The organism is Pseudomonas quebecensis (assembly GCF_026410085.1).
Taxonomy (GTDB): Bacteria; Pseudomonadota; Gammaproteobacteria; order Pseudomonadales; family Pseudomonadaceae; genus Aquipseudomonas; species Aquipseudomonas quebecensis.
On the sequence record NZ_CP112866.1, the window covers coordinates 4,060,093 to 4,084,418 of the forward strand.

General features: G+C 63.9%; 17 protein-coding genes. 4 read left to right on the forward strand and 13 right to left on the reverse strand.

The genetic code is table 11. The annotated features are described in order from the left end of the window. Positions 1-5: 5 nt before the first annotated feature. Both OSC50_RS18900 and OSC50_RS18905 read left to right on the forward strand, forming a co-directional pair. Complete coding sequence (locus OSC50_RS18900) at positions 6-2,024, forward strand: TonB-dependent receptor (RefSeq protein WP_266248099.1); 2,019 nt, start codon at positions 6-8, stop codon at positions 2,022-2,024. A 572-nt stretch (positions 2,025-2,596) separates the two neighbouring features. After that, on the forward strand, positions 2,597-5,014 hold the full coding sequence (locus OSC50_RS18905; RefSeq protein ID WP_266248097.1) for a glucose/quinate/shikimate family membrane-bound PQQ-dependent dehydrogenase: 2,418 nt from the start codon (positions 2,597-2,599) through the stop codon (positions 5,012-5,014). Between the two features lie 416 nt (positions 5,015-5,430). Here the strand turns inward: OSC50_RS18905 and OSC50_RS18910 are convergent, their stop codons facing one another. From OSC50_RS18910 to OSC50_RS18970, 13 genes are all read right to left on the reverse strand, one after another. Beyond that, positions 5,431-5,850, reverse strand: coding sequence for a group I truncated hemoglobin (locus tag OSC50_RS18910; protein WP_370694745.1), 420 nt, complete (start codon positions 5,848-5,850; stop codon positions 5,431-5,433). After that, positions 5,850-6,680: a DUF3034 family protein gene (locus OSC50_RS18915; protein ID WP_266249686.1), complete on the reverse strand. Its 831-nt coding sequence runs from the start codon at positions 6,678-6,680 to the stop codon at positions 5,850-5,852. The genes OSC50_RS18910 and OSC50_RS18915 overlap by 1 nt, the downstream gene beginning before the upstream one ends. Positions 6,681-6,717: 37 nt before the next feature. After that, positions 6,718-9,069 (reverse strand): putative bifunctional diguanylate cyclase/phosphodiesterase, encoded by a 2,352-nt coding sequence (locus OSC50_RS18920; RefSeq protein ID WP_266248096.1) that lies wholly within the window; start codon positions 9,067-9,069, stop codon positions 6,718-6,720. After that, positions 9,053-9,730: a methylamine utilization protein gene (locus tag OSC50_RS18925; protein ID WP_266248095.1), complete on the reverse strand. Its 678-nt coding sequence runs from the start codon at positions 9,728-9,730 to the stop codon at positions 9,053-9,055. The genes OSC50_RS18920 and OSC50_RS18925 overlap by 17 nt, the downstream gene beginning before the upstream one ends. Positions 9,731-9,925: 195 nt before the next feature. Next, entirely contained in the window at positions 9,926-12,262 is a 2,337-nt protein-coding gene (locus OSC50_RS18930) for a putative bifunctional diguanylate cyclase/phosphodiesterase (protein WP_266248093.1), read from the reverse strand. A gap of 210 nt (positions 12,263-12,472) precedes the next feature. Continuing rightward, complete coding sequence (locus tag OSC50_RS18935; RefSeq protein ID WP_266248092.1) at positions 12,473-13,651, reverse strand: ABC transporter substrate-binding protein; 1,179 nt, start codon at positions 13,649-13,651, stop codon at positions 12,473-12,475. Then, positions 13,648-14,622, reverse strand: a complete 975-nt coding sequence (locus OSC50_RS18940; protein WP_181078312.1) for a CobW family GTP-binding protein — start codon at positions 14,620-14,622, stop codon at positions 13,648-13,650. Before OSC50_RS18940 ends, OSC50_RS18935 begins: the two co-directional genes overlap by 4 nt. Then, positions 14,619-14,918, reverse strand: a complete 300-nt coding sequence (locus tag OSC50_RS18945) for a hypothetical protein (RefSeq protein ID WP_181078314.1) — start codon at positions 14,916-14,918, stop codon at positions 14,619-14,621. The genes OSC50_RS18940 and OSC50_RS18945 overlap by 4 nt, the downstream gene beginning before the upstream one ends. 13 nt (positions 14,919-14,931) lie before the next feature. Further along, the gene (locus OSC50_RS18950; RefSeq protein ID WP_266248090.1) at positions 14,932-15,681 is read right to left on the reverse strand and encodes an SDR family NAD(P)-dependent oxidoreductase; all 750 of its coding nucleotides are present in this window, start codon (positions 15,679-15,681) and stop codon (positions 14,932-14,934) included. A 316-nt stretch (positions 15,682-15,997) separates the two neighbouring features. After that, positions 15,998-16,759: an SDR family NAD(P)-dependent oxidoreductase gene (locus tag OSC50_RS18955; RefSeq protein WP_266248088.1), complete on the reverse strand. Its 762-nt coding sequence runs from the start codon at positions 16,757-16,759 to the stop codon at positions 15,998-16,000. Between the two features lie 10 nt (positions 16,760-16,769). Next, positions 16,770-18,110 (reverse strand): MFS transporter, encoded by a 1,341-nt coding sequence (locus OSC50_RS18960; protein WP_266248087.1) that lies wholly within the window; start codon positions 18,108-18,110, stop codon positions 16,770-16,772. Between the two features lie 23 nt (positions 18,111-18,133). Further along, positions 18,134-19,012 (reverse strand): polysaccharide deacetylase family protein, encoded by an 879-nt coding sequence (locus OSC50_RS18965; RefSeq protein WP_266248086.1) that lies wholly within the window; start codon positions 19,010-19,012, stop codon positions 18,134-18,136. An 11-nt stretch (positions 19,013-19,023) separates the two neighbouring features. Then, complete coding sequence (locus tag OSC50_RS18970; RefSeq protein ID WP_266249684.1) at positions 19,024-20,355, reverse strand: amidase; 1,332 nt, start codon at positions 20,353-20,355, stop codon at positions 19,024-19,026. A gap of 337 nt (positions 20,356-20,692) precedes the next feature. On the opposite strand from OSC50_RS18970, the gene OSC50_RS18975 reads away from it, so the two are divergent. Together OSC50_RS18975 and lon are read left to right on the forward strand one after the other, a co-directional pair. Further along, entirely contained in the window at positions 20,693-21,682 is a 990-nt protein-coding gene (locus OSC50_RS18975) for a GntR family transcriptional regulator (RefSeq protein WP_266248084.1), read from the forward strand. A 140-nt stretch (positions 21,683-21,822) separates the two neighbouring features. Continuing rightward, positions 21,823-24,243 (forward strand): endopeptidase La, encoded by a 2,421-nt coding sequence (gene lon / locus OSC50_RS18980; RefSeq protein WP_181078326.1) that lies wholly within the window; start codon positions 21,823-21,825, stop codon positions 24,241-24,243. The last annotated feature ends 83 nt before the right edge of the window (positions 24,244-24,326 follow it).

The window sequence follows — 24,326 nt, forward strand, 5'->3', positions numbered from 1 at the left end:
GTCCGATGTCCCTCCCCTCCTTCTGGCGCTTGACCCCACTCGCCGCCGCGCTGCTGATCTGCACCGAAACCCACGCCCTTGAGCTGCCAACCCAGGTGGTCACCGGCAACCCGCTGGGCAGCGAACAACTGGCCTCGCCCACTACCGTGCTGGAGGGCGATGAACTGACCCTGCAGCAAAAAGGCAGCCTGGGTGAAACCCTGAATAAACAGCCGGGGGTGTCCTCGTCGTACTTTGGTCCAGGTGCGAGCCGGCCGATCATTCGCGGCCAGGATGGCGACCGCATTCGCCTGCTGCGCAATGGCGTGGGCGCGCTGGATGCGTCGTCGCTGTCCTACGATCATGCGGTGCCGCTGGACCCGGTCAATGTGGAGCGCATTGAAATCGTGCGCGGCCCGGCGGCGCTGTTGTATGGCGGCAGCGCCATCGGTGGCGTGGTCAATACTTTCGACAACCGCATCCCCACCGAAGCCATTGAAGGTATCCAGGGCGCCGGTGAGCTGCGCTACGGCGGCGCGGACACCACCCGCAGCAGCGCCGGCAGATTGGAGGCCGGCAACGGTGCGTTCGCTCTGCACCTGGACGCCAGCGCGCGGGCGTTCAACGACCTGAAAATCCCCGGCGACGCACGCAGCCGGCACGCACCGGACAGCGACGACGGCCCCAGCAGGAACGGTCGCCTGGGCAACAGCGACGGGCGTCAGGACGGCGGCGCGGTGGGCGGTTCCTACACCTGGGACGACGGCTACGCCGGGCTGTCCTACAGCAACTACGACAGCAACTACGGCTCGCCCGCCGAACAGGACGTGCGTATCCGCATGCAGCAGGATCACTACGCTTTCGCGTCGCAGATCCGCAACCTGCAGGGGCCGTTCACCTCGGTAAAACTCGACGCGGGCTACACCGATTACGAACACCGCGAAATCGAAGGCGGCGAGACCGGCACCGTGTTCAAGAACAAAGGCTACGAAGCCCGAGTGGAAGCGCGGCACCAGCCGATCGGGCCGCTCAATGGTGTGGTCGGCGCGCAGGTGACGCGCAACGAGTTCTCGGCCCTGGGCGAAGAAGCCTTCGTGCCGCAAACCGACACCACCGCTGGCGCGCTGTTTATCCTCGAAGAACTGCAGGCCACCGAACGCCTCAAGCTCAGCCTTGGCGGGCGCCTGGAGCACACCCAGGTCGACCCCGACGCCAAAGGCAACGCACGTTTCGCCGGCGCCGACCAAAGCAATACCTTCACCGCCGGCAGCCTGTCGTCAGGCGCGGTGTATACGCTGACGCCGATCTGGTCCCTGGCCGCGACCCTGGGCTATACCGAACGGGCGCCGACATTCTATGAGCTGTACGCCAACGGTGCGCACGTCGCCACCGGTACCTTTGAATTGGGCGACGCCAACCTGAAAAAAGAAAAAGCCGTGTCCAGCGACCTGGCGCTGCGTTTCGACAATGGCACTCACAAGGGCAGCTTCGGCGTGTTCTACAGCCACTTTTCCAATTACATCGGTTTGTTGGGCACCGGTCGTACGCTGAACGACGAAGGTGAAGAAGATCCGACGGGCATCCCCGAGTACGAATACTCCGGTGTGCGTGCGCGATTCGCCGGCTTCGAAGCCCAGGATCACTGGAAACTCGGCGAAAGCGCCTACGGCAAGTTTGCGCTGGAATTGTCAGGCGATTACACCCGCGCCACCAATCTGGACACCGGCGAAGCCTTGCCGCGCATTGCGCCATTGCGCCTGAACAGCGGCCTGCTGTGGGAACTGGACCGCTGGCAGGCGCGCATCGACGTGGAACACGCCGCCGGCCAGGGCCGCGTACCGGATAACGAAAGCGGCACCGACGGCTACACCACCCTGGGCGCCAGCGCCGGTTACCGCTTCAATGTCGGCACCAGCCAGTGGCTGGCATTCGTGAACGGCGAAAACCTCACCAATCAGACCGTGCGCTATGCCAGCTCGATCCTGCGCGACATCGCCCCGGCACCGGGCCGTAGCGTGCAGGTGGGCGTTCGCACGACCTTTTAAAAATCCGAGGCTCTTGTGGTGAAGGGGCCGGCCTCGCGCGAGGCAAGCTCGCTCACCACAAAAAAATCGCTTCTTTTCAGCAAAGAAAATGTAGACACCCGTGCTGTGCGCTGTGGGAGGGGGCTTGCCCCCGATGGCCATCGAGTCTCACAGGCTGACCCACAACGGTGTGGTGAGCGGGCTTGCCACGCGCGGGGGAAGTTCGTTCGCCATTCAACTCAAGGCTGAAACCACCGTGTATGCAGCGACGTTCTGTCACTGTTACCAAATCGGAAATGATGCATCTTGCGATTTGCGCTTTCTCTCGGCGCGTCATCTCTTTATCCTTGCCGCAACAAACTGAAACGTTTCACGCCTGCGGTCGATCCCATCTTGCCGAATATCTCCCATACCCAAGACAGCGCTGTCTTATCTCGACCTGCGCCTGGGGTTCAATCGCCCGCCGGTGGATAACCCGCGCCATCCCCCACAAAAACCGAAATAACGCTGAACCAAGCCCGCGCCGAATCGTCATCTACAGTGAGTGAAGCACGGGGTTACACAACTATTCCAACGTCACGGAGAAACACACTATGAGCACTGATGGTGCTTCGAGCCCAAGCCGCCTGCTGCCTAGGCTGCTCGGCGTCTTGCTGCTGATCATGGGCCTGGCCCTGCTGGCCGGCGGTATCAAGCTGACTACGCTCGGCGGGTCGCTGTACTACCTGTTGGCCGGTATCGGTATTACCCTCACCGGCGTTCTGCTGCTGGCCACCCGCCGCGCGGCGCTGGGCCTGTACGCACTGGTGCTGTTTGCCAGCACCGTGTGGGCATTGTGGGAAGTCGGCCTGGATTGGTGGCAACTGGTACCGCGCCTGGCGCTGCTGTTCGCCCTGGGCATCGTCATGCTGCTGCCGTGGGTTCGCCGTCCGTTGCTGCGCGGCCAGCCTGCGCCACTGGGCACCGGCGCGCTGAGCGTGGCCGTGGTGCTGGCCGGTGCGACCGCCCTGGCCAGCCAATTCACCAACCCCGGTGAAATGGTCAAGACCGGCGAACTGGACCGTGACGCCGTGCCGGGCATGGCCAGCGCTGCGCCGGCCCAGGCCGATGGTGACTGGAATTCCTACGGCCGTTCGGCCTTTGGTGATCGCTACTCGCCGCTGGCGCAGATCACTCCGGAGAACGCGCACAAACTGGTGCCGGCGTGGACCTACCGCACCGGCGACATCCCAGGCCCTAACGATCCAGGCGAGACCACCGCGGAAAACACCCCGCTGAAAGTCAACGGCATGCTCTACGTGTGCACACCGCACAGCCAAGTGATCGCGCTAGATCCGGACACCGGCAAGGAAATCTGGCGCTTCGATCCGAAGATCAGCAGCCAGGGTGCCGAGAACTTCAAAGGCTGGGCGCACATGACCTGCCGTGGCGTGTCGTATCACGATGACGCCGCCTATGCCTCCGAACAGAGCCCGACCGGCAGCGCCAGCCCGGCCGCCGCGCCGAATGCCTGCCCGAAACGCATCTTCGTACCGACCGCCGATACCCGCCTGATCGCCCTGAACGCCGACACCGGCAAAATGTGCGAAGACTTCGGCGACAAAGGCCAGGTCGACCTGCGTGCCAATATCGGTAGCTTCGCCCCAGGCGGTTACTACTCCACTTCGCCACCGGCCGTGACCAAAAACCTGGTGGTCATCGGTGGTCATGTGACCGACAACGTTTCCGTCGACGAGCCAAGCGGTGTGATCCGCGCGTTCGACGTGCACACCGGCAAGCTGGTGTGGAACTGGGACAGCGGCAACCCGGACGACACCACCCCGTTGGCCGAGGGCAAGACCTACACCCGTAACTCGCCGAACATGTGGTCCATGTTCGCCGTGGACGAAAAACTCGGCATGCTCTACCTGCCGATGGGCAACCAGATGCCCGACCAGTATGGCGGCGACCGTACCGATGATTCCGAGAAGTACGCTGCGGGCCTGACCGCGCTGGACATCGACACCGGTCACGTGAAGTGGACCTTCCAGTTCACCCACCATGACCTGTGGGACATGGACGTCGGCGGCCAGCCTTCGCTGATCGACATCAAGACCGAAGCCGGCGTGAAGCAGGCGGTGATGGCGTCGACCAAGCAGGGCAGCATCTATGTGCTGGACCGTGCAACCGGCCAGCCGGTGGTGCCGATCCACGAAGTGGCTGTGCCGCAAGGCGCAGTGGCGGGCGACCGTACCTCCCCGACCCAGCCGAAGTCCGAGCTGAACTTTATGCCACCGCCGCTCAAAGAGCGTGACATGTGGGGCGTGACGCCATTCGACCAGATGCTGTGCCGTATCGATTTCAAATCCATGCGCTATGACGGTCCGTTCACCCCGCCGTCGCTGCAGGGTTCGATCGTGTACCCAGGTAACTTCGGCGTGTTCGACTGGGGTGGCATTTCCGTCGACCCGGTACGTCAGATCGCGTTCGTAAACCCGAGCTACATGGCGTTCAAATCCAAACTGATCCCGGCCGCCGAGATCGCCAAGCAAGGCCCGCGCGTCAGCGAAACCGAAGGCGTGCAACCGAACAAAGGCGCGCCGTACGGTGTGATCCTCGAAGCTTTGCTGTCGCCGATGGGCTTGCCTTGCCAGGCGCCGGCGTGGGGTTATGTGGCGGCGGTCGACCTGACCACCCACAAAACCATCTGGATGCACAAAAACGGCACCGTGCGTGACAGCTCGCCGGTTCCAGTGCCGCTGACCATGGGCGTACCGAGCCTGGGCGGCACCTTCACCACCGCCGGTGGTGTGGCGTTCCTCAGCGGCACCCTGGACCAGTACCTGCGTGCCTATGACGTGAAAAACGGCAAGCAACTGTGGGAAGGCCGCCTGCCAGCCGGCGCCCAGACCACCCCGATGACCTACACCGGCAAGGACGGCAAGCAATACGTGCTGGTCATGGCCGGCGGTCACGGCTCCCTGGGCACCAAGCAGGGTGATTATGTGATGGCGTTCAAACTGCCGGAATAAGCGTTACCGGCGGTAAGACAAAGGCGGCTTCCCTTACGGGTAGCCGCCTTTTTCATGGGTTCAATACGGCTGCTGTCAGCCAATAAAAAGTTCTCACTGCCCCGCCGCCATAGGGGCACAGCTATCTACAAGCCTTCGAAAACATGCGGTTCTTGTGGTGAGCAGACCTGATGTGGTGAGCAGGCTTGCCCCGCGCTGGGCTGCGAAGCAGCCCCAAACCAAGACACCACGGTGTGCCAGACAAGACCACATCGCCTGGAAAGGGGCTGCTTCGCAGCCCGGCGCAGGGCAAGCCTGCTCACCACAACAAACCTGCTCACCACAAGGTTGTGGGTCAGCCTGTGAGGTTTATATAGATGCCGCCGGCCATCCGGGGGCAAGCCCCCTCCCACATTGGAATGGGGTTGGAGCGGGGATCAGTGCTCGATCACTTCGCCGCGCATGGGCGCCAGGCGAGCGAGCAGGCGGTTTTGTGTGGGCACTGGGATCCCTTCGCTGTCCATCGCTTTGATCAGATCCTCCACCAATGCGTTGAAGTCACTGCGGCTGACGTTCTGGCCTTTGTGGCTCTCGGCCATGCTGTCGCCGGTGTAGGTGCATGGGCCGCCGGCTTCGACGCAGAACTGTTCGATCAGTTTGTTGCGCAGGCGCTGGATGTCGATACGCCGGAAGCGCTCGACGATGCGGTCGTCGCGGGCGATGTTGAGCAGCATGCCTTCGACGATGCGAGTGATGCCGGGCATGGCACCGAGGTCGCGGTAGAGGCTGTCGTCCTTGGGCGGTTGCTGGGCGCAGGCGCTGAGCAGCGCCAGCAGCAGCACGGGTAATACACGCATCAGAAACTCCCCTGGACGGACAGGTAGGTGCCGTTCTGGTTATCCAACGTGGCGATCTCGCCAAGGCGGGCATAGGCCAGGACAAACGACACCTGCTTGCTGGGGAAGTAAGCCAGAAACACATCCGCCCAGTCGCTTTCACCGGCGAACGACAGGTTGTCGGGTTTCTCGCGGTACTCCACGCCCAATGCCCAGCGTGGGTTGAACAACAGCGCCACCGAGCCCTCCTTGAGCAGGCTGCGACGGTCGCGGCGGTCGCCACCGAAGCCGAGCAGGCCGGTTTCATTGGCGCGGCTGTAGCGCAGGCCGCCGTTGACCAGCACGTTGTAGCCAAAGGCTGCGCCCATGAACAGACGGCTGGCGGCCAGGTAGCCTTCCACGTCGCTGTCACGCTTGGCGCCGACCAGGCGCGGAATATCGAACGTATTCTGATGCTTGTATTGCAGGCCCAGTGAAACCTGGGGCAAGCGGTCGTAGATCACATCGCCGAACAGCCGCACTTTTATCCCCAGCACATCCTGGCCGAGGTGGTCGTCGGGCAGGTTCAGCTTATGCACCAAGGTGCCCAGGTCAAAACGTTGCCGAGCGAAGGAGACTTCCACGCGGTTGTCGTAGGCCAGCGCCAACCCGGCGACATCGAGCCGATAATCAGGCAGATTGACCGTGGTGGCGAACGCCGTCGCGCCCCACTCGTGTTGTTCGCCATAACCGCTGAGCACCGCCCACGGCGTGATGCCGCCGCCCGCAGCGCCCTCCAGGCTGCTGGCGCCGCCGGTGGCGATCAGGCGACCGTTATCGGCCAGGGCGGCGGGCAGGCTCAGGCTGGCCATGCAACCGATCAGTAGAGAAAGACGCACGTCATAGCCCTCAATGCACCTGCGAAGTTTGCGCACTGAGAGGCAAGGCCACCCAGGCTTCGAAAGCGTCGGCGCTCAAGGGCCGACTGATCAGGTAGCCCTGCGCCGTATCGCACTGCCAGCGCTCCAGCAGGCGCAGGCTGTGGGCGTATTCGACGCCTTCGGCGACCACCTTGAGGCCCAGGTTGTGGCTCATCTCGATGGTCGAGCGCACGATCACCGCGTCTTCACTGGTTTCATCCAGGTTGCGCACGAACGACTGGTCGATCTTCAGTTCCTGCACCGGCAGGCGCTTGAGGTGGGCCAGTGACGAATAGCCGGTGCCAAAGTCATCCACCGACAGGCTGATGCCACAATCACGCAGCAGGTGCAGCACCTTCAGGGCCTTTTCCGGCTCGCGCATCACCGCACTCTCGGTGATTTCGAACACCAGTTGTTCGGCCGGCAGGCCATAGCGCCGCAGCAGCGTCGAGACGCGGTGGGCCAGCTCATCGCCGAGCAAGTCCTCGGCCGAGATGTTCAGCGACAGTTGCAGGTACAAGCCGCGTCGGTTCCATTCGCACAACTGGCGGATACCCTCCTCGATAACCCACTGGGTCAGCAACTGAACGCTGCCCGAGCGCTCGGCCAAGGGAATGAATTCCGCCGGCGAGACCATACCGAACTGCGGATGCTGCCAGCGCAACAGGGCTTCAGCCTGGCGCACGTGGCCCTGGCGAATATCCAGTTTGGGCTGGTAATGCAGCAGCAGTTGCCCCTGGCCGGGCGCATGGCGCAGGTCGCGGATCAGGGTGATCTGACGACGATGGGCGAGGTCGCGCCCCGGTTCGTACACCTGCAGGCGACCGGGCATCTGCGCGGCATCCTTCATGGCGATCGCCGCGCGCTCAAGCAGGCTGTGGGCGGTGTCGCCATCGGCCGGATACGCCGCAATGCCCAGGCGGCAGTCGAGTGCCAGGTCGTGGTCGCCGATACGTTGCGGACGCAACAGCAGTTGCTGGAGCTTGTCGGCCAGGCCTACCGCTTCGTCGCGGCCCGCGCCATCGAGCAGCAGTAAAAACTCGTCGGCCATCAGGTGCGCCAGCGTATCGCGCGGACGCAACGCGGCCTGCAGGCGCCGGCTGACGTTGAGCAGCAGCGCGTCGACGGCCTCCGGCCCGGCGGTTTCGCTGGCGGCGCGCAGGTTGTCGATGCCCAGGCAAATCAACGCCATTGGCCGCTGCATGGCAATCGCACTGCCCAGGCGCTCCACGGCCAGCGCGCGGTTGGGCAACCCGGTGAGCCGGTCATGCAGCGCATTGTGGGCCAGTTGCCGCTCGCGCTCGGCGATGCCGCTTTGCATCGCATTGAGCGCCAGGGCCAGGCGACCCAGTTCATCGCTGCGGGTCAGGGTCACCGGGGTCTGGTAGTTGCCCTGCCCGATGCGCTCGGCCGCCTGGGCCAGTGTCTGCACCGGCCGCGATACACCACGCGCCAGCAGCAAGGCGCCGATCAACGACGCCGCCAGCGCGACCAGGGCGATGGCGAGGATCTTTTCGTCCAGCGGCACAAAGGCTTGCATCGCCGAATCCAGTGGGCTTTGCAGCAACGCCAGCACCTGACTGTCGGCATTGGTGGCCAATACCAGCGATTGGCTGAGAAAACGGTGTTCGAGGTGCTCGGTGGTGGACACACCCTCATGCCTGGATGGCCCGAGCATCAGGCTGACGATACTGTCGCGCAGCACCTGGGGTTGGGTGCTGACCAGCGTTCCGGGCTGCTGGCGGTCGATGGCCAGGAACGACACCTCCAGGTTGCTCAACGAGCGCAATTCATCGGCGAATGCCGTGTCCATGCTGAAGCCCATCACCACCCGTGCGATCGGCAACGGCGCCAGCACCGGCGCTTCCACCAGCAGGTGCGGGGTGCCCTGCAATGGCACGATCAACAGCGCGGCCTGGCGCTGGCGGCGCATTTCGCGCAACGCCTGGTCATAGCGAAAACTGGAACCCTCGGCGACTTCGTCGACGGTGCTGGCCAGGACTGTGCCGTCCATGCCCAGCAGGATCATGTCGCTGGCATTGATGCGTTTGCCGTGGTTGAGCAGCACCGAGCGCATCGTCGCCGAATCGCCACTGGCCACGGCATCGCGAAAGCCGAAGTCGGCGGCCAGCAATTGCACACCGTCGGCCAGGCGCCGGCCGCGTACATCCAGCAAACGCTCGAACACCCGCGTCCCCACCTCCAACTGTGCCGATGCCTGGCCCTGGACAGCCTGGCGGGTGGCGACCTTGACGCTGAAATACAACGCACCGATCACCACCAGCAGCAGCAGGATCAGGACCGTGGCGACCCGCGCCTGGTAACTACTGCGCAGTTTCACGGGCAGCTCGATTGAAAGCGTCGCCGAAGGCCGTCGGGGCCGGGGGCAGGTCCGCCGACGCGGGCTCAAGTGTGAGCAGCATACGGTGGCTCAGGCCTGCGGCGGGAATATGCAGGGTGCCACCGTCCATCGGCTGCAGATCGGCCAGTTGCGGGTGCCACACCGTGGCGCGGTAATCGCCCGGAGTCAGTTGCTCCAGGCGCACGCGGCCCTGGGCATCACTGACGCCGAAGTGCGGATCGTCGGTCACGTAGATGTAGCCGAGCATCCAGTCATGGATATTGCAGCCCAGCACTACCACACCCGGCTTGTCGAACAGCAGCGGCGCCGTCGGCGTGCCTTCGTACAGGCGCAGCTCGAAGCGCTTGGCGGTCGAAAAGGAATACACCTGGTGGCGAATATTGTCGCTGTTGGGGAACCGCACCTGCGTGCCGGTATGCACCGCCAGCACATGCGGCGCGAAGCGCTGGCTGCGTTGGTCCATCTCGGCGCTGGATACGACGGCCGCCGCGCCGGCCGGGCCTTGCAGCGTCACCACCGCGTCGGCGACCGGGCGCCCGTCGGCCTGCTGCATCAGCACTTCAAGGGTCGCTGCCGAAGCAGGACCGGCCGCCGCCAGCAACAGTAATAGGTGGGATAACAGGTGAACACATCGGGCCATGGGAGATCCGGTAGAAAACGGCCAGCCTTGGCGAAAAAGAACGATCACAGCCATGATGCCGCAATCAAGGCAAAATGCCACCATCGAACCACGGGAGACGCCAAACCGTTGGTCGGTAAAAAACGCTGCAATCGGTCAGGCTGCATCACTGTTATCGACCCTCTGCGAAAAAGCTGAAGCCGGTCAAGGCGATTGCTAGACCGCCGTGCGTTCGCGCCGCATCCACATTTCAAAGGCCATCGCGTTGAGTGGCCGGCTGATCAGGTAACCCTGGGCGGTATCGCAGTTCCATTGCTTGAGCAGCCTCAGGCTGGGTTCGAACTCCACGCCTTCGGCGACCACCTTGAGTCCCAGGTTATGGCTCATCTCGATGGTCGAGCGCACGATCACCCCATCGCCGCCATCGCTGTCGAGGTTGCGCACGAACGACTGGTCGATCTTCAACTCCTGCACCGGCAGGCGCTGCAACTGGGCCAGAGAAGAATAGCCGGTGCCGAAATCATCCACCGACAGGCTGATGCCGCAGCCACGCAATTGCTCGAGTACGCTCAGGGCCTGCCGCGGGTCGTGCATGATCGCGCTCTCGGTGATTTCGAACAGCATCTGGCGGGCCTCCACACCATGCTGCGCGAGCAACGTGGTCACACGGATCGCCAGGTCGTCGTCGGCCAGGTCGTCCACCGAGATGTTCACCGACAGTTGAATCAGCAGGCCTCGCCGTGCCCAGTCGGCGATCTGGCGGATGGCTTCCTCGATCACCCACAAGGTGAGGCTGGACATACTGCCGGTGCGCTCGGCCAGGGGGATGAACTCGGCGGGCGAGACCAACCCCAGCCTGGGATGCTGCCAACGCAGCAGCGCCTCGGCCTGACGGACCTGGCCATGCTTGAGGTCGAGCTTGGGCTGGTAGCACAGGTGCAGCGCGCCTTCGGCGGCGGCGCGGCGCAAGTCGCGGATCAGGGTGATCTGACGTTGGTGGGCCAGGTCGCGGTCCTGCTGATAGATCTGCAGGTGGCCCGGCAGGGTCGCCGCGTCTTGACGGGCGATGGCGGCGCGGCTGATCAGCTCTTCCACCTGCTGACCATCGGTGGGGTACGCCGCGATGCCGATGCTCACTTGATGGCGCAGTTCGTCGCGGCCGATGCGCTGGGGTTCGGTGAGCAGCGCATAGAGACGGTCGGCGCGGGCCACGGCACGGTCGACCTGGGTATTTTCCAGCAACAGTAGAAATTCGCTGCCGGACACACGTGCCGCCGTGTCGCTGGCCAACAGGCTCATGGACAGGCAGCGGCTGGCTTCGCGCAACATCTCTTCGACGCCCTGGGGGCCGAAGCCTTCGTTGATTGCGCGGTAGTTTTCGATGCCCAGGTACAGCAGCACCACCGGCCGCCGCGCACTGATCGCACTGCCCAGGCGTTCCATGGCCAGGGCACGATTGGGCAGGCCGGTGAGGGGGTCGTGCAGAGCGTTATGGGCCAGCTGCCGTTCACGCATGGCAATCGCGCTTTGCATGGCGTTGAACGCCCGCGCCAGCAGGCCGAACTCATCGTGGCCCCGCACCCGCACCGGCGTGCGGTAGTCACCGGCACCGATCCGCCCGGCAGCTTCCACCAGGGCAGTGAGCGGCCGCGACACGCGCCGCGCCAGGAACAATGCGCCGGCCAGTGACACCACCAGCACCGCCAGGGCAATCCCGAGGAATTGCCGATCCAGCGGCGCGAAGGCTTCCACGGCATGGTCCAGCGGGCTTTGCAGCAGCACCCGCACGTCATCGCCCTCGCCCGTGTTGCCCAGCGACCGCACCTGGCTGAGCACACGCTCGCCGTAGAAGCGATGGATATGCGCCTCGGTGTCCGGGTTAGCGCCACGCAACAGGTTGAGCACTGCGGCCTGATAGGCGTCGGGCTGGGTGCTGAACAATTGACCGGCCTCCCCGTCCCGCACGCTGAGGAACGACACCTCCAGGTTGCTCATGGAGCGCAGCTCATTGGCGAACAACGTGTCCATGGGAACGCCCATGACCGCACGAGCGATGGGCACGTCGTCGACCACCTCGTCCTGCACCAGCAGGTAGGGGCGCCGATCCATGGTCACAATCAATATTTGCAGGCCGCTGCGCCGTGCGCGACGCAGTGCGTCGGCATAGGGGAAGGCCTGGCCGCGGGTGAACCCAGGCAAGGTGCTGACCCTTACCGTGCCGTCCAGGCCCAGCACCAGCACTTCGCTGGAACGAATGCCGCTGCCGTGGCGCTGCAGCGCCGCCAGGATCGACGCGCTGTCGCCGTCGGCCACTGCACGGACGAAGGGGCCATCGGCGGTGAGCCAGTCAAGGTCGTATTGCAGGCGCCGGCCTCGCAGATCCAGCAGGCGTTCGAACACCTGGCTGCCGGTTTTCAGTTGGGCTCGCGCCTGGTTTTCCACGGCGCGAGTAGTGGCGGCCTGGACCGCCAAGTAGGTAGCCACGACCACCACCAGCAGCAGCAACGCCCACACGCCGGCGATGCGGGTCTGGAACGTATGGCGCCACGTCATCGGCGTGCCCTCTGGCAACGTTCGTATGTATGTGCCACTGCGTCCCTGTGTCATGTGCATTCCCTGCGACAGCTGACCTGGCGTCAAAAAATACCCGTCCCATTCGGGTATTCGTGTTGAGCAGATTAGCTCGCGGCAGGCGCTTGTCCACCCAATAAAACCGGGGGCCTGGCCGTCAGCTTATTGGCGACAGAGGGTTGGCTTTGCGCGTCAGGCCGGCCCTCGCGCGCGCATGAAATCACCCCAGCGGCGCACCAGGTAATTGTGCTCGTCCATTACCGAGTTCCACACCGCGATATGGCCCATGCGCTGTTCGTAGGAACCGCCGTCGCGCATCTCGCCCCGGTCGATCAGCGGCAGGCCGTCGCTGCCCGGCAGTTCTTCGCGTGCGGGTTTGCCGGCGTACCAGTAATCCCACTCGGCGGCGCTCAGGTGGTCGCGACTACGGGCCGGGTTGCCGATGTAATAGCCCTGGCGCGCCATCACCGCACCGGGCCAGCCCGACAGCCACCAGTTGAGGTAGGCATAGGCGGCGTCCAGCACCGGCCCCTGGGCATGGCGTGACAGCGACAAACCACCGAACCAGGCGCGATAGCCTTCACGCGGCACCGCCAGGCGGTATTTAACGCCGGCACGATGCAGGCGCATCAGGGTCGGCGACCACAGGCTCTGGATATCAATATTCGGGCTGAGCATCAGTTGCGCGGCTTCTTTGTCGTCCGACCAGAACGCTGCGAAGTGCCCTTCCTTCTGCTTGCGCACCAGGATATCGGCGAGCACGTCGATGTCTTCGATGCTCATGTTGCCAATGTCCTTGAAGCTGGCGAGCCCGGCGCCCTGCACCGCCAACGCGGCATCCAGCGCGCCGATGGCGGCGTCGCTTTGCAGCGCGGTACGCGCGCGCCATGCCGGGTCCAGCAGCCAGCCCCAGCTTTCATTGCCGTGGCAAAAGCCGTCGGGCAGACGCTCCGGGCGGTAGGCAAAACTGTCGGCATTGTGGGTCAGGGGCAGCATGCTGATGCGTTCGGTCACGGTGCTGCCGAGGCTGCCGTCGTGCTGCACGAACAGGCGCTCGCTGGGCACGCTGCCGCTGCCCAGGCGATCACCGGGGCTGAGGCGCCCGCGCTTGGGCAGGTCGTTGATCTCGTGCCACAGCGCGATGCGTCGCGTGTCGATGGGCTGGATCGCCCGCGCCGGCCAGACGAAATCGACGTTATGGAACCATTGGTCATAAAGGTCGTAGCTGTCGGGTTGCATCACCGCAATGCGCTGGGCCTGCTCGACATCGTGCACCTGGTAGACCAGGCGGATGCCAAGTTCCTGCTCGGCCCGCACGCGCAAGGTTTCGAGCAAGGTCACGGAGGTGCCGAGGACGCGCAGCGTAATCATCGGGCGAACCGCCGCGAAAACACCTCGAACGATCGGCGCAACCGCGCGGCATCCAGGCCGCGCAGGATAAATACCAAGCGTGATTGGCGGTCGCTGCCCGGCCATGCAGGCAAGTGCACCGGCGCATGCAGGCAATGCTGCACGCCATGAATGACGATGGGGGCGGTACTGGCGTTCACGTTGAGCAGTCCTTTGACCCGGAGGATTCGGTCGCCGTGGCATCTTAGCAGCATCGACAACCACACCCCGAAGCCCACCCAGTCCAGCGGCTGTTCGAAGGTCAGGCAGCACACCTGCGCGGCGCCGTGGGTCGCGGTGGTGGATCGGTGCAATTGCCAGCGCTGCACCTCCAGCGCGGGCTCGGCGCTGCGCACACCTTCGCCCAGCAGCAATTGGTCGCCGCTGAGGATGGCGTGGGTATCGAGGATCGGTGTACCGGCGTTCAACGCCCGCAAATGCGCGCGCAACCACGTGCAGTCGCCGGCCAGGTCGGTCTTGCTCAGCAGCAGGCGGTCGGCCGCCGCTACCTGAGCCAGCCACTCAGGGTGCAGACGCTCCTGCAAGGCGGCGTGGCTGGCGTCCACTAACGTGATGACCAGGCCTATATGGAAACGCCCGCGCAGTTGCGCGTCATTGTTCAGTGTGGCCAGGATCGGCGCCGGGTCGGCCAGGCCGGTGGTTTCCAGGATCACGCGCTTGAACGCCGGGATCTCACCGCGCTCGCGGCGCTGCAACAGGGCCAGCAGCGCGTCTTTCAACTCGCCGCGAATCGAACAGCAGATACAGCCGCCGGGCAGCAGCACGGTGTCCGGCGCGACCTCTTCGACCAACAGATGGTCAATGCCCACATCGCCGAATTCGTTGATCAACAACGCCGTTTCGCCCAGGCTTTCACCTTGCAACAGGCGCGTGAGCAAGGTGGTCTTGCCGCTGCCGAGGAAGCCGGTGATGACATTCAAGGCAATGCTCATGAGGTTGACTCCAAGTGATCCAACAGCCTTGGGTCGAGCGGGTCCAACGGGCGGCCGAGCATGCTTTCGGCCGCCTGCCAGAGCTGATCCAGGCCGCTGGCCAGGGCCTGTTTGCCGGTCGCGCCCATCAGCAAATAGGAGGCGCCCTGGAAGTCTTCGACTTTGAGGCGGAACACTGCGAGCACCTGGTTGATCGCGGCGATGCGGCGCAGGCGCTCACGGCGCCTGGGCACGGCATCGCCCAAGGGGTCGCTCCAATGCAGGTCTTCGCCGAGCAGTCCGCAGAGTCCGCACATGGCTATACCCCGCTCATGGCATGACATCGCCGGCATTCGGGCCCAGCGTCTGGCCGACGAACAGATTGCCGCCCGGCTCGCTGGCCAGCAGCACGGCGGTGGGCGCCACTTCATCGGCCAGGCCGAAGCGGCCCAGAGGTAACTCGGCAGCCTTGGCGCGTTTCCAGGCCGCGCTGATCCCGCCTACCAACGGCGTTTCGATCGGGCCGGGGGCGATGGCGTTGACCAGCACGTTGTCCTTGGCGACTTCCAGAGCCAGGGACTTGGTAAAGCCAATCACCCCGGCCTTGGCGGCGGCGTAGTGGCTCAGCTCGGCGCCGCCCTTGATGCCCAATTGCGAGGCCACGTTGATAATCCGCCCCCAGCGCTGCGCCAGCATGTGCGGTAAGGCGCGCTGACTGGCGACGAATACGCTGGTGAGGTCGACGCGCAGCATGTCGTTCCACCTTTCGATGGACAGATCGACGCAACGCGCCTGGGTCAGCATGCCGGCGTTGTTGACTAGAATATCGATGCCGCCGAAGTGCTCGACACACCGGTCGACCCCGGCCTGAGCGCCTTCGACCGTACCGACATCGGCCACGCACTCGACCACCTCGGCCCCCAGGTTGCGGCAGGTGATGGCGGTTTCGGCGAGGCTGGCGGCATTGCGCTCGGCCAACAACAGGCGCGCACCTTCAACCGCATAAGCGCGGGCGATGGCGGCACCAATGCCGCTGCCGGCACCGGTGATCACAGCGCGACGATCAGTGAGTTGAGGCATATCGATTCTCCAGAAACAAACACAATTCCAATGTGAGAGGGGTCTGCCCCCCGATTGCAGCGGTTCAGCCAGGACAGCTGTGTCTGGCACACCCCCATCGGGGGCAAGCCCCCTCCCACAGTTGAAGCCAGTACATCCGCCGGGCCAGTGTCCTTCCAATGTGAGAGGGAGCTTGCCCCCTCACACCGTTAAAGCGAGTACATCCGTCGGCCAGCGGCATTCCAATGTGGGAGGGGGCTTGCCCCCGATTGCGGCGGTTCAGCCAGGACAGCTGTGTCTGACCCACCACCATCGAGGGCAAGCTCCCTACCACCCATCAGTCAGGCCAGCGTACGGTCAGGCCGCCGTCGATGACGATGCTCTGGCCGGTCAGGTAGCTGGACGCATCACTGGTCAAGAACTGCACCAGCGACGCCACTTCATCGGCGCGCCCTACCCGGCCCAGCGGAATAGCGCGGGCGGCTTTGGCCAGGCCTTCAGGGCCGAGGGAGTTTTTTGCGTCCAGGGACTGCGGCGTCTCGATCAACCCCGGGATCACTGCGTTGCACCGAATGCCCAGTGGCGCCAGTTCCACCGCCAGGGAGCGGCACAACCCCGGCACACCAGCCTTGGCGGCGGCGTAGTGACTGTGGTCCTGCCAGCCGTACACGCCGCCGGCAATCGACGAGATTGCCACCAAGGCGCCGCCCTCGCGCATATGCCGGCTGGCGGCGCGGAACGTGCGCATGACGCCGGTCAGGTCGACATTGAGCATCTCGTCCCACAGCGCATCGGTCATCTCCAGCAACGGTGCACGACGCAGCAGGCCGGCGTTGGCCACCGCATAGTCGAGCCGACCGAAATGCTGCATGGCCTGTGCGGCCAAGGCGTCCACCGAGGCGGTGTCGCCCACGTCCAGCGGCAGCATCAGGCACACGCCGCCGGCCTGTTGCACCAGGCTCACGGTGGTGTGCGGGTCATGGGGATCGGCCGGGAAATACCCGCCCACCACCGTCACGCCGCTGCGCGCATAGGCCACGGCGAGGGCTTGGCCGATGCCGCTGGCGGCACCGGTGATCAAGGCAACTTTACGATTCATCTCACACTCCTTACTGCACGGTTTCCGGGCGGACATGGCGCGCGGCGAACATCAGCGCACCGGACAGGAAGCACGGCACCGCGCCGAACCACAACGCGGCGGTCTGCCAGTCGCTGCCGGCGGACAACACCTGGGTGGCACCAAAGCCTGCCACCACCGCACCGATAGGCCCCATGGCATGGATGATCGCGCCGCCGGTGGCGCGGATGCTGGTGGGGAAGCTTTCGCTGATAAAGAACAGCGCCGCCGAGTACGGCCCGATCAGGAAGAACAGGCCCAGGCTATACAAACCGACCACCATGGCCATGTTGCTGGGGCCGAACAGCATGCCGGCGAACGACAGGCCGCCAAGCATCCAGCCCAGGCCGATCACATTGCGGCGGCCGATCTTGTCGCCCATCCAGCCATGGCTGAGGTAGCCGCAGTAACCCACCAGGTTCGACAGCACCAGGATGATCAGCGAGTTCTCGAACGAGATGTGGTGCACGCTGACGATCACCGACGTGCCCAGCACACTGAACACCTGGATCGCCGCCCAGTTGAGCAACAGCGCGGCGCCGATCACCAGGGTGGCGCGGCGTGCCGGACCACGGAACGCAGCTTTGAGCCCGGCCTTGCTGTGTTCGTCGTAGTCCACGCCATAGGTCGCGGCGACGTTTTGCGCTTCGTTCACCGCGCCGCTTTTACGCAGCTCGCTGATGCGCTGATGGATCTGGAACTGCGGGCTCTCCTTGAGCTTGCGCGCCATGATTGCGATGACGATGGCCGGGATCGCCGCGAAGATAAAGCAGCCCTGCCAGCCGATAACCGGCAGCAATAACGCGGTCAACCCCGCCGCAATCAACGCCCCTACCGGCCAGCCGCCCTGCACCAGGCTGTAGATGAAGCCGCGACGTTTGGTCAGTCGCGGGTCTTGCGAGGCGCCGTACAGTTCGGTCAGGTAGGTGGCGTTGACGGTTTCTTCGGCATAGCCCAGACCGCCCAGGGAACGGATCAGAATCAGCGGCGACTTGCCCCATGCCCCGCCGATCGCGGTCAGCGCTGAACACAGCGCCGACCCGGCCACGGTGAAAATAATCCCTTTGCGTCGCCCCAACTTGTCGACGATGGGGCCGATGGCCAGGGCGACTACGGCGGTGCCCACCGCCACCCAGGTCGCGATCTCGGCTTGCTCCACTTCGCCCCAGCCGAAATGCCGGCCGATCTCCGGCAGCAAGGTGCCGAACAGGATGAAGTCATACACCGCAAACACCCAGGCGAAAAACGCGATCCAGGTGGCGAAGCGCACTTCCTGGGACGACAGTTGCCGGGGCTTCCAACCGGTCAGGTCAAGCTTGTTGTAGATGGACATCGGTGGCGCCTCAAGGGATGGGGTCAGGTACGCGGTTGGCGACGGATAAAGTCGTCGGCGATTTCATCGAACGTGACAAAACGCACCCCGGCATGGCCCTGGATGTGCTCGATCAGGCGCTCGAGCATCAGCAGCACTTGCGGGCGGCCGGATACGTCGGGGTGGATGGTCATGGTGAACACCGCGTGTTCGTGTTCGCGGTAGACCCAGTCGAACTGGTCGCGCCACATTTCTTCGAGGTGACGCGGGTTGACGAAGCCGTGGCTGTTGGGGGCTTTCTTGATGAACATCATCGGCGGCAGGTCATCCAGGTACCAGTTGGCCGGGATCTCCACCAGGTCGGTTTCTTCGCCGCGCACCAGGGGTTTCATCCAGGTGTCGGGGTGCTGGCTGTAGTCGATCTTGGTCCAGCTGTCGCCCTTGCGCACGTAGTAGGGGTGGAAGTCGTTGTGCATCAGGCTGTGGTCGTACTTGATGCCTTTTTTCAGCAGCAGCTCGTTGGTGACCTTGCTGAATTCCCACCACGGCGCAACGTAGCCGGTGGGGCGTTTGCCGGTGACCTGGGTGATCAGTTCGATGGACTTGTCGAGGACGATTTCTTCCTGCTCGGCGGTCATCGCAATCGGATTTTCGTGGCTGTAGCCATGCACACCGATTTCGTGGCCGGCCTCGGCCACCGCCTTCATCTGCTCGGGGAAGGTTTCCATCGAGTGACCGGGAATAAACCAGGTGGTGCGCAGGCCGTAGCGCTCGAACAACTTGAGCAGGCGCGGCGCGCCGACTTCGCCAGCGAACAGGCCGCGGGAGATGTCGTCCGGCGAGTCTTCGCCGCCGTAGGAACCGAGCCAGCCGGCGACGGCGTCAACGTCGACGCCAAATGCACAGAGGATGTCTTTAGCCATGGTGTGTCTCCTTAAACGTTAAGTACGGATTCGACGGACAACGCGGCGCGCAGCAGGCGCGCGTCCTCCCCCGTCGGGGCGCTGAGCAGCATCCCGGTGGGCAGGCCCAGGGCGTCGCGGCCGCTGGGCAGGGTCACGCCGGGCATGTCCAGCAGGCTGCCGGGCATGGTCAGGCGCAGGGTGGCGAGGTTGGTGGTGGCGAAGAGTTGATCGTCGGCTTCCAGTGGGGCCAGGGGCGGGGCGACGTGGGCGACGGTGGGTGTGATCAGGATCGCGCCGTCGAGGTCGTCGACCACGTGTTGTTGCAGGCGTTGGCGCGCTTCGATCAGGCCGATCAACTGGCTGGCCGGCAGGCCGCGCGCGGTTTCAAGGCGGCGCCGCACGCGTGGATCAAGTTGCGCGGCGTGGCAGCTGTCGAGCAGGGCCTCGTGCAGGGCGAAGGCTTCGAAGGCACCGAGCCAGCCTTGTTGCTGGATCAGTTCCAGCGTGGCCTTGAAAGCCGGGCTTTCCCGATTTTCGATCAAGGCACCGGCGACCTTCAGTTGCTCCACGGCGCGCAGCAGGTTATTGCCCACGGCCGGCTCAACGTTGCTCAGCACACTGTGCTCCAGCACAAACCGCTGCCCCTTGAGGCTGCGCGGCGTGTGACGTTGAGCTCGGCCGTGGAGCAGATCGTCCAGGGTCAGTGCATCGCGCACGCTGCGCGTCAACGGGCCAAGGCTGTCGAGGGAACGGGCCAGAGGGAAGACGCCGTCGCGGCTGTAGCGCCGGCTGCTGCTGCGATACCCCACCAGGCCGTTGAGCGCCGAGGGGATGCGGATCGACCCGGCGGTGTCGGTGCCCATGGCGATCGGCACGATACCGGCGGCGACGGCTACCGCCGAACCGGACGACGAGCCGCCGGGAATCCGCGGCTGATCGCTGCCATAGGGGTTGTGCGGCGTACCGTAATGCGGGTTGAGGCCCAGACCGGAATAGGCCAGTTCACTGAGGTTGGTTTTGCCGACGCTGACCATCCCGGCGCGGCACAACAGGCCGACAATGGGCGCATCGAGCACGGCGGCGGGCGCATTACGACGGTAGGCGGTGCCGGCGGTGGTGACGCTGCCGGCGACGTCGAACAAGTCTTTCCACACCAGGGGCACACCATCGAACCCGCTCAGTGGCTGACCGGCACGCCAGCGGGCGGCGGCGGCCTCGGCTTCACGGCGGGCGCGCTCGGCGGTGAGGCTGATAAACACGCTGCTCGACCGTTGGGCCTGGTCGAGCGCATGTTCAAGCGCTTGCACCGGATCGCTGCGACCGCTGGCGAAATCCTCGGCCATTGACGTGGCATCTGGCATCATCACACCCCCACCCTAAAACGTACATATTAATAAAATGTACATTTTACAAAGGCAGTATCCGTGCCAGCCTGTGTTCGTGGGTTGACGATCAATCCGTGGCTGTCGCTAAGAATCGCGGGATAGAGGCTTTTCCAACGTTGGAAAAATCTGACGGGTAAAGGAAATCTCCGCCAGGCCCAAATAATGTATGTTTTATTAATAAATACATTTTGGTGCAGAAAAGTAACAACGCCTCGGCCAAGGCCCCAAAAAAGTGCCTCCGGCGTGGCGCAGAGTGACAGGCGCTTCTATGAGAGAATCCCCGGCCATCGTCCTACATGCCTTTGAGAAATCGATGAAAGCAGCATCCGCCTCGGCCTCCCGTTACGCGATGATTCACCAGGTGTTGCGTGACGCGATTGTCAGCGGCACCGCGCGGCACGGGCTGGTATTGCTGGAAGCGCCCCTGGCCGAACTGTTCGGCACCAGTCGCGTGCCGGTGCGCAAGGCGTTGGATCTGCTGCATGACGAAGGCCTGATCTGCCGCTTCAACGGCCGTGGTTATCTGATCAACCCCGAAGGCCTGGCGATGGAGCCGCTGCGCCTGCCCTTGAGCCATGCGCACCTGGGCCTCAATGGCGAGGCCGAACTGATGGACACTCGGCCGCTGGGCGAGCGCATCGTCGAGGAGATCGGCGCGGCGCTGTCCACCTGTATCGCCTTCGGCCATTACCGCCTGGATGAGCAAGCCGCCGCCGACCATTACGGGGTAAGCCGCGCGGTGGTGCGTGAGGCGCTGATGCGCCTGCGCGACCGCGGCCTGGTGGAAAAGGAGCCCTATTCACAATGGCTGGCGGGGCCTCTGACCGCGCGGGAAGTCACCGAAGATTACGAATTGCGCGCCTGCCTGGAACCCGAAGCCTTGCGCCAGAGTGCACCGAACCTCGACCGCGACATGCTGGAAGCCATGCTGCAGCGCGTACTGGATGCCCAGGCCAGCCCCCAGTGCAGCCTGGAAGCCATCGAGCAGATCGAAGAGGACTTGCACCAGCGCTGCCTGGCCGGCCTGCAAAATCGCAAGATTGCCGCGTTGATTCGCCAGGGCCAGAGCCCGATGATCATCAGCCGGATCTTTTACCGATTGCTGGGGATCGGCGCCGACCGGGCGATGCTCGCCGAACATCGCTTGATTTTGGAGCTGCTGCTGCATGGCGCATTCGATGCGGCGGCGTTGAACCTGCGCGAGCACTTGCAACGGGCCCGGCAGCGGATGCTGCAGCGCTTGAAAGTGCTATCGGTGCTGCCGGAACAGCCACTCCCCGCCTACCTTCATAAAATCAGCTGACCCAATGTGGGAGCAGCCCCCTCCCCCATGAGCGGGTCGCCGCAGTAATTTCATGCAATATGTTGCTATCTCACCCCCACCATTGAAACCACCGCTACCTCGCCCCATCTAAGCACCATACTTCCTGATGCAGGTGCCCCATGAGCGACCAGCAAGAATTTCCTGATTACGACCTTAACGACTACGCCGATCCCGAAAACGCTGAAACCCCTTCGACCAATACCGGCCTGGCCCTGCCCGGTCAGAACCTGCCGGACAAGGTCTATATCATCCCGATCCACAATCGGCCGTTTTTCCCCGCGCAAGTGTTGCCGGTGATCGTCAATGAAGAGCCCTGGGCCGAAACCCTGGAACTGGTGAGCAAGTCCGAGCATCACTCCCTGGCCCTGTTTTTTATGGACACGCCGCCGGAAGACCCGCGCCACTTCGACACTTCCAGCCTGCCTTTGTATGGCACCCTGGTGAAGGTGCACCACGCCAGCCGCGAAAACGGCAAACTGCAATTCGTCGCCCAGGGCCTGACCCGCGTGAGGATTCGCACCTGGCTCAAGCACCACCGCCCGCCGTATCTGGTGGAAGTCGAATACCCACACCAGCCGTCCGAGCCGACCGACGAGGTCAAGGCTTACGGCATGGCGCTGATCAACGCCATCAAGGAACTGCTGCCCCTCAACCCGCTGTACAGCGAAGAGTTGAAGAATTACCTCAACCGCTTCAGCCCCAACGACCCGTCGCCGCTGACCGACTTTGCCGCCGCCCTCACCTCCGCCACCGGCAACGAGCTGCAGGAAGTGCTGGACTGCGTGCCCATGCTCAAGCGCATGGAAAAAGTGCTGCCGATGCTGCGCAAGGAAGTCGAAGTCGCGCGCCTGCAAAAAGAGCTGTCCGCGGAGGTGAACCGCAAGATCGGCGAGCACCAGCGCGAGTTCTTCCTCAAGGAACAGCTCAAAGTCATCCAGCAGGAGCTGGGCTTGACCAAGGACGACCGCAGCGCGGACGTCGAGCAGTTCGAGCAGCGCCTGGAAGGCAAAGTGTTGCCGGCCCAGGCGAAAAAACGCATCGACGAAGAACTGAACAAACTGTCGATCCTGGAAACCGGCTCGCCGGAATACGCGGTCACGCGCAACTACCTGGATTGGGCCACCTCGGTGCCATGGGGCGTGTACGGCAAGGACAAGCTTGACCTCAAGCACGCCCGCAAGGTGCTGGATAAACACCACGCGGGCCTCGACGACATCAAGAGCCGCATCCTCGAATTCCTTGCCGTGGGCGCCTACAAAGGCGAAGTCGCCGGCTCCATCGTGCTGCTGGTGGGTCCGCCGGGCGTGGGCAAGACCAGCGTGGGCAAATCCATCGCCGAATCCCTGGGCCGCCCGTTCTACCGTTTCAGTGTCGGTGGCATGCGCGACGAGGCCGAGATCAAGGGCCATCGCCGCACCTACATCGGCGCCCTGCCGGGCAAACTGGTGCAGGCGTTGAAAGATGTGGAAGTGATGAACCCGGTGATCATGCTCGACGAGATCGACAAGATGGGCCAGAGCTTCCAGGGCGACCCGGCGTCGGCGCTGCTGGAAACCCTGGACCCGGAGCAGAACGTCGAATTCCTCGACCACTACTTGGACCTGCGCCTGGATCTGTCCAAGGTGCTGTTCGTGTGCACCGCCAACACCCTGGATTCCATCCCCGGCCCATTGCTCGACCGTATGGAAGTGATTCGCCTGTCGGGCTATATCACCGAAGAAAAAGTCGCCATCGCCAAGCGCCACCTGTGGCCCAAGCAACTGGAAAAAGCCGGTGTGGCGAAGAACAGCCTGACCATCAGCGACGGGGCATTGCGCGCGCTGATCGACGGTTACGCCCGTGAAGCCGGGGTGCGCCAGTTGGAGAAGCAGCTGGGTAAACTGGTGCGCAAGGCCGTGGTCAAGTTGCTGGATGCGCCGGACACGGTGATCAAGATCGGCAACAAGGATCTGGAAAGCTCCCTGGGCATGCCGGTGTTTCGCAACGAACAAGTACTGTCCGGCACCGGGGTCATCACCGGCCTGGCGTGGACCAGCATGGGCGGCGCGACCTTGCCGATCGAAGCGACGCGCATCCACACCCTCAACCGTGGCTTCAAGCTCACGGGCCAGTTGGGTGAAGTGATGAAGGAGTCCGCCGAAATTGCCTACAGCTACATCAGTTCGAATCTGAAATCGTTCGGCGGCGATCCGAAATTCTTTGACGAAGCCTTCGTGCACCTGCACGTACCGGAAGGCGCCACACCGAAGGACGGCCCGAGCGCCGGCGTGACCATGGCCAGCGCGCTGTTGTCGCTGGCACGCAACCAACCGCCGAAAAAAGGCGTGGCCATGACCGGCGAGCTGACGCTGACCGGGCATGTGCTGCCGATTGGCGGCGTGCGCGAAAAAGTCATCGCGGCGCGGCGTCAGAAGATCCATGAACTGATCCTGCCGGAGCCCAATCGCGGCAGCTTCGAAGAACTGCCGGAGTACCTGAAAGAAGGCATGACGGTGCATTTCGCCAAGCGTTTTGCAGATGTGGCGAAGGTGCTGTTCTGATGGACCGTTAGCGCTTGCACTGGCCTCATCGGGGGCAAGCCCCCTCCCACACTTGAATGGGTTCACAACTCAACCTGTGGGAG

Excerpts from the sequence above, each read along its gene's own strand:
- OSC50_RS18900 (WP_266248099.1), top strand. The coding sequence starts at position 6 with ATGTCCCTCCCCTCCTTCTGGCGCTTGACCCCACTCGCCGCCGCGCTG.
- OSC50_RS18955 (WP_266248088.1), bottom strand. The coding sequence starts at position 16,759 with ATGAATCGTAAAGTTGCCTTGATCACCGGTGCCGCCAGCGGCATCGGC.
- OSC50_RS18910 (WP_370694745.1), bottom strand. The coding sequence starts at position 5,850 with ATGCGTGTATTACCCGTGCTGCTGCTGGCGCTGCTCAGCGCCTGCGCC.
- OSC50_RS18965 (WP_266248086.1), bottom strand. The coding sequence starts at position 19,012 with ATGGCTAAAGACATCCTCTGTGCATTTGGCGTCGACGTTGACGCCGTC.
- OSC50_RS18975 (WP_266248084.1), top strand. The coding sequence starts at position 20,693 with ATGAAAGCAGCATCCGCCTCGGCCTCCCGTTACGCGATGATTCACCAG.
- OSC50_RS18905 (WP_266248097.1), top strand. The coding sequence starts at position 2,597 with ATGAGCACTGATGGTGCTTCGAGCCCAAGCCGCCTGCTGCCTAGGCTG.
- OSC50_RS18950 (WP_266248090.1), bottom strand. The coding sequence starts at position 15,681 with ATGCCTCAACTCACTGATCGTCGCGCTGTGATCACCGGTGCCGGCAGC.
- OSC50_RS18930 (WP_266248093.1), bottom strand. The coding sequence starts at position 12,262 with ATGACGTGGCGCCATACGTTCCAGACCCGCATCGCCGGCGTGTGGGCG.
- OSC50_RS18945 (WP_181078314.1), bottom strand. The coding sequence starts at position 14,918 with ATGTGCGGACTCTGCGGACTGCTCGGCGAAGACCTGCATTGGAGCGAC.
- OSC50_RS18925 (WP_266248095.1), bottom strand. The coding sequence starts at position 9,730 with ATGGCCCGATGTGTTCACCTGTTATCCCACCTATTACTGTTGCTGGCG.
- OSC50_RS18970 (WP_266249684.1), bottom strand. The coding sequence starts at position 20,355 with ATGCCAGATGCCACGTCAATGGCCGAGGATTTCGCCAGCGGTCGCAGC.
- OSC50_RS18935 (WP_266248092.1), bottom strand. The coding sequence starts at position 13,651 with ATGATTACGCTGCGCGTCCTCGGCACCTCCGTGACCTTGCTCGAAACC.
- OSC50_RS18940 (WP_181078312.1), bottom strand. The coding sequence starts at position 14,622 with ATGAGCATTGCCTTGAATGTCATCACCGGCTTCCTCGGCAGCGGCAAG.
- OSC50_RS18915 (WP_266249686.1), bottom strand. The coding sequence starts at position 6,680 with ATGGCCAGCCTGAGCCTGCCCGCCGCCCTGGCCGATAACGGTCGCCTG.
- lon (WP_181078326.1), top strand. The coding sequence starts at position 21,823 with ATGAGCGACCAGCAAGAATTTCCTGATTACGACCTTAACGACTACGCC.
- OSC50_RS18960 (WP_266248087.1), bottom strand. The coding sequence starts at position 18,110 with ATGTCCATCTACAACAAGCTTGACCTGACCGGTTGGAAGCCCCGGCAA.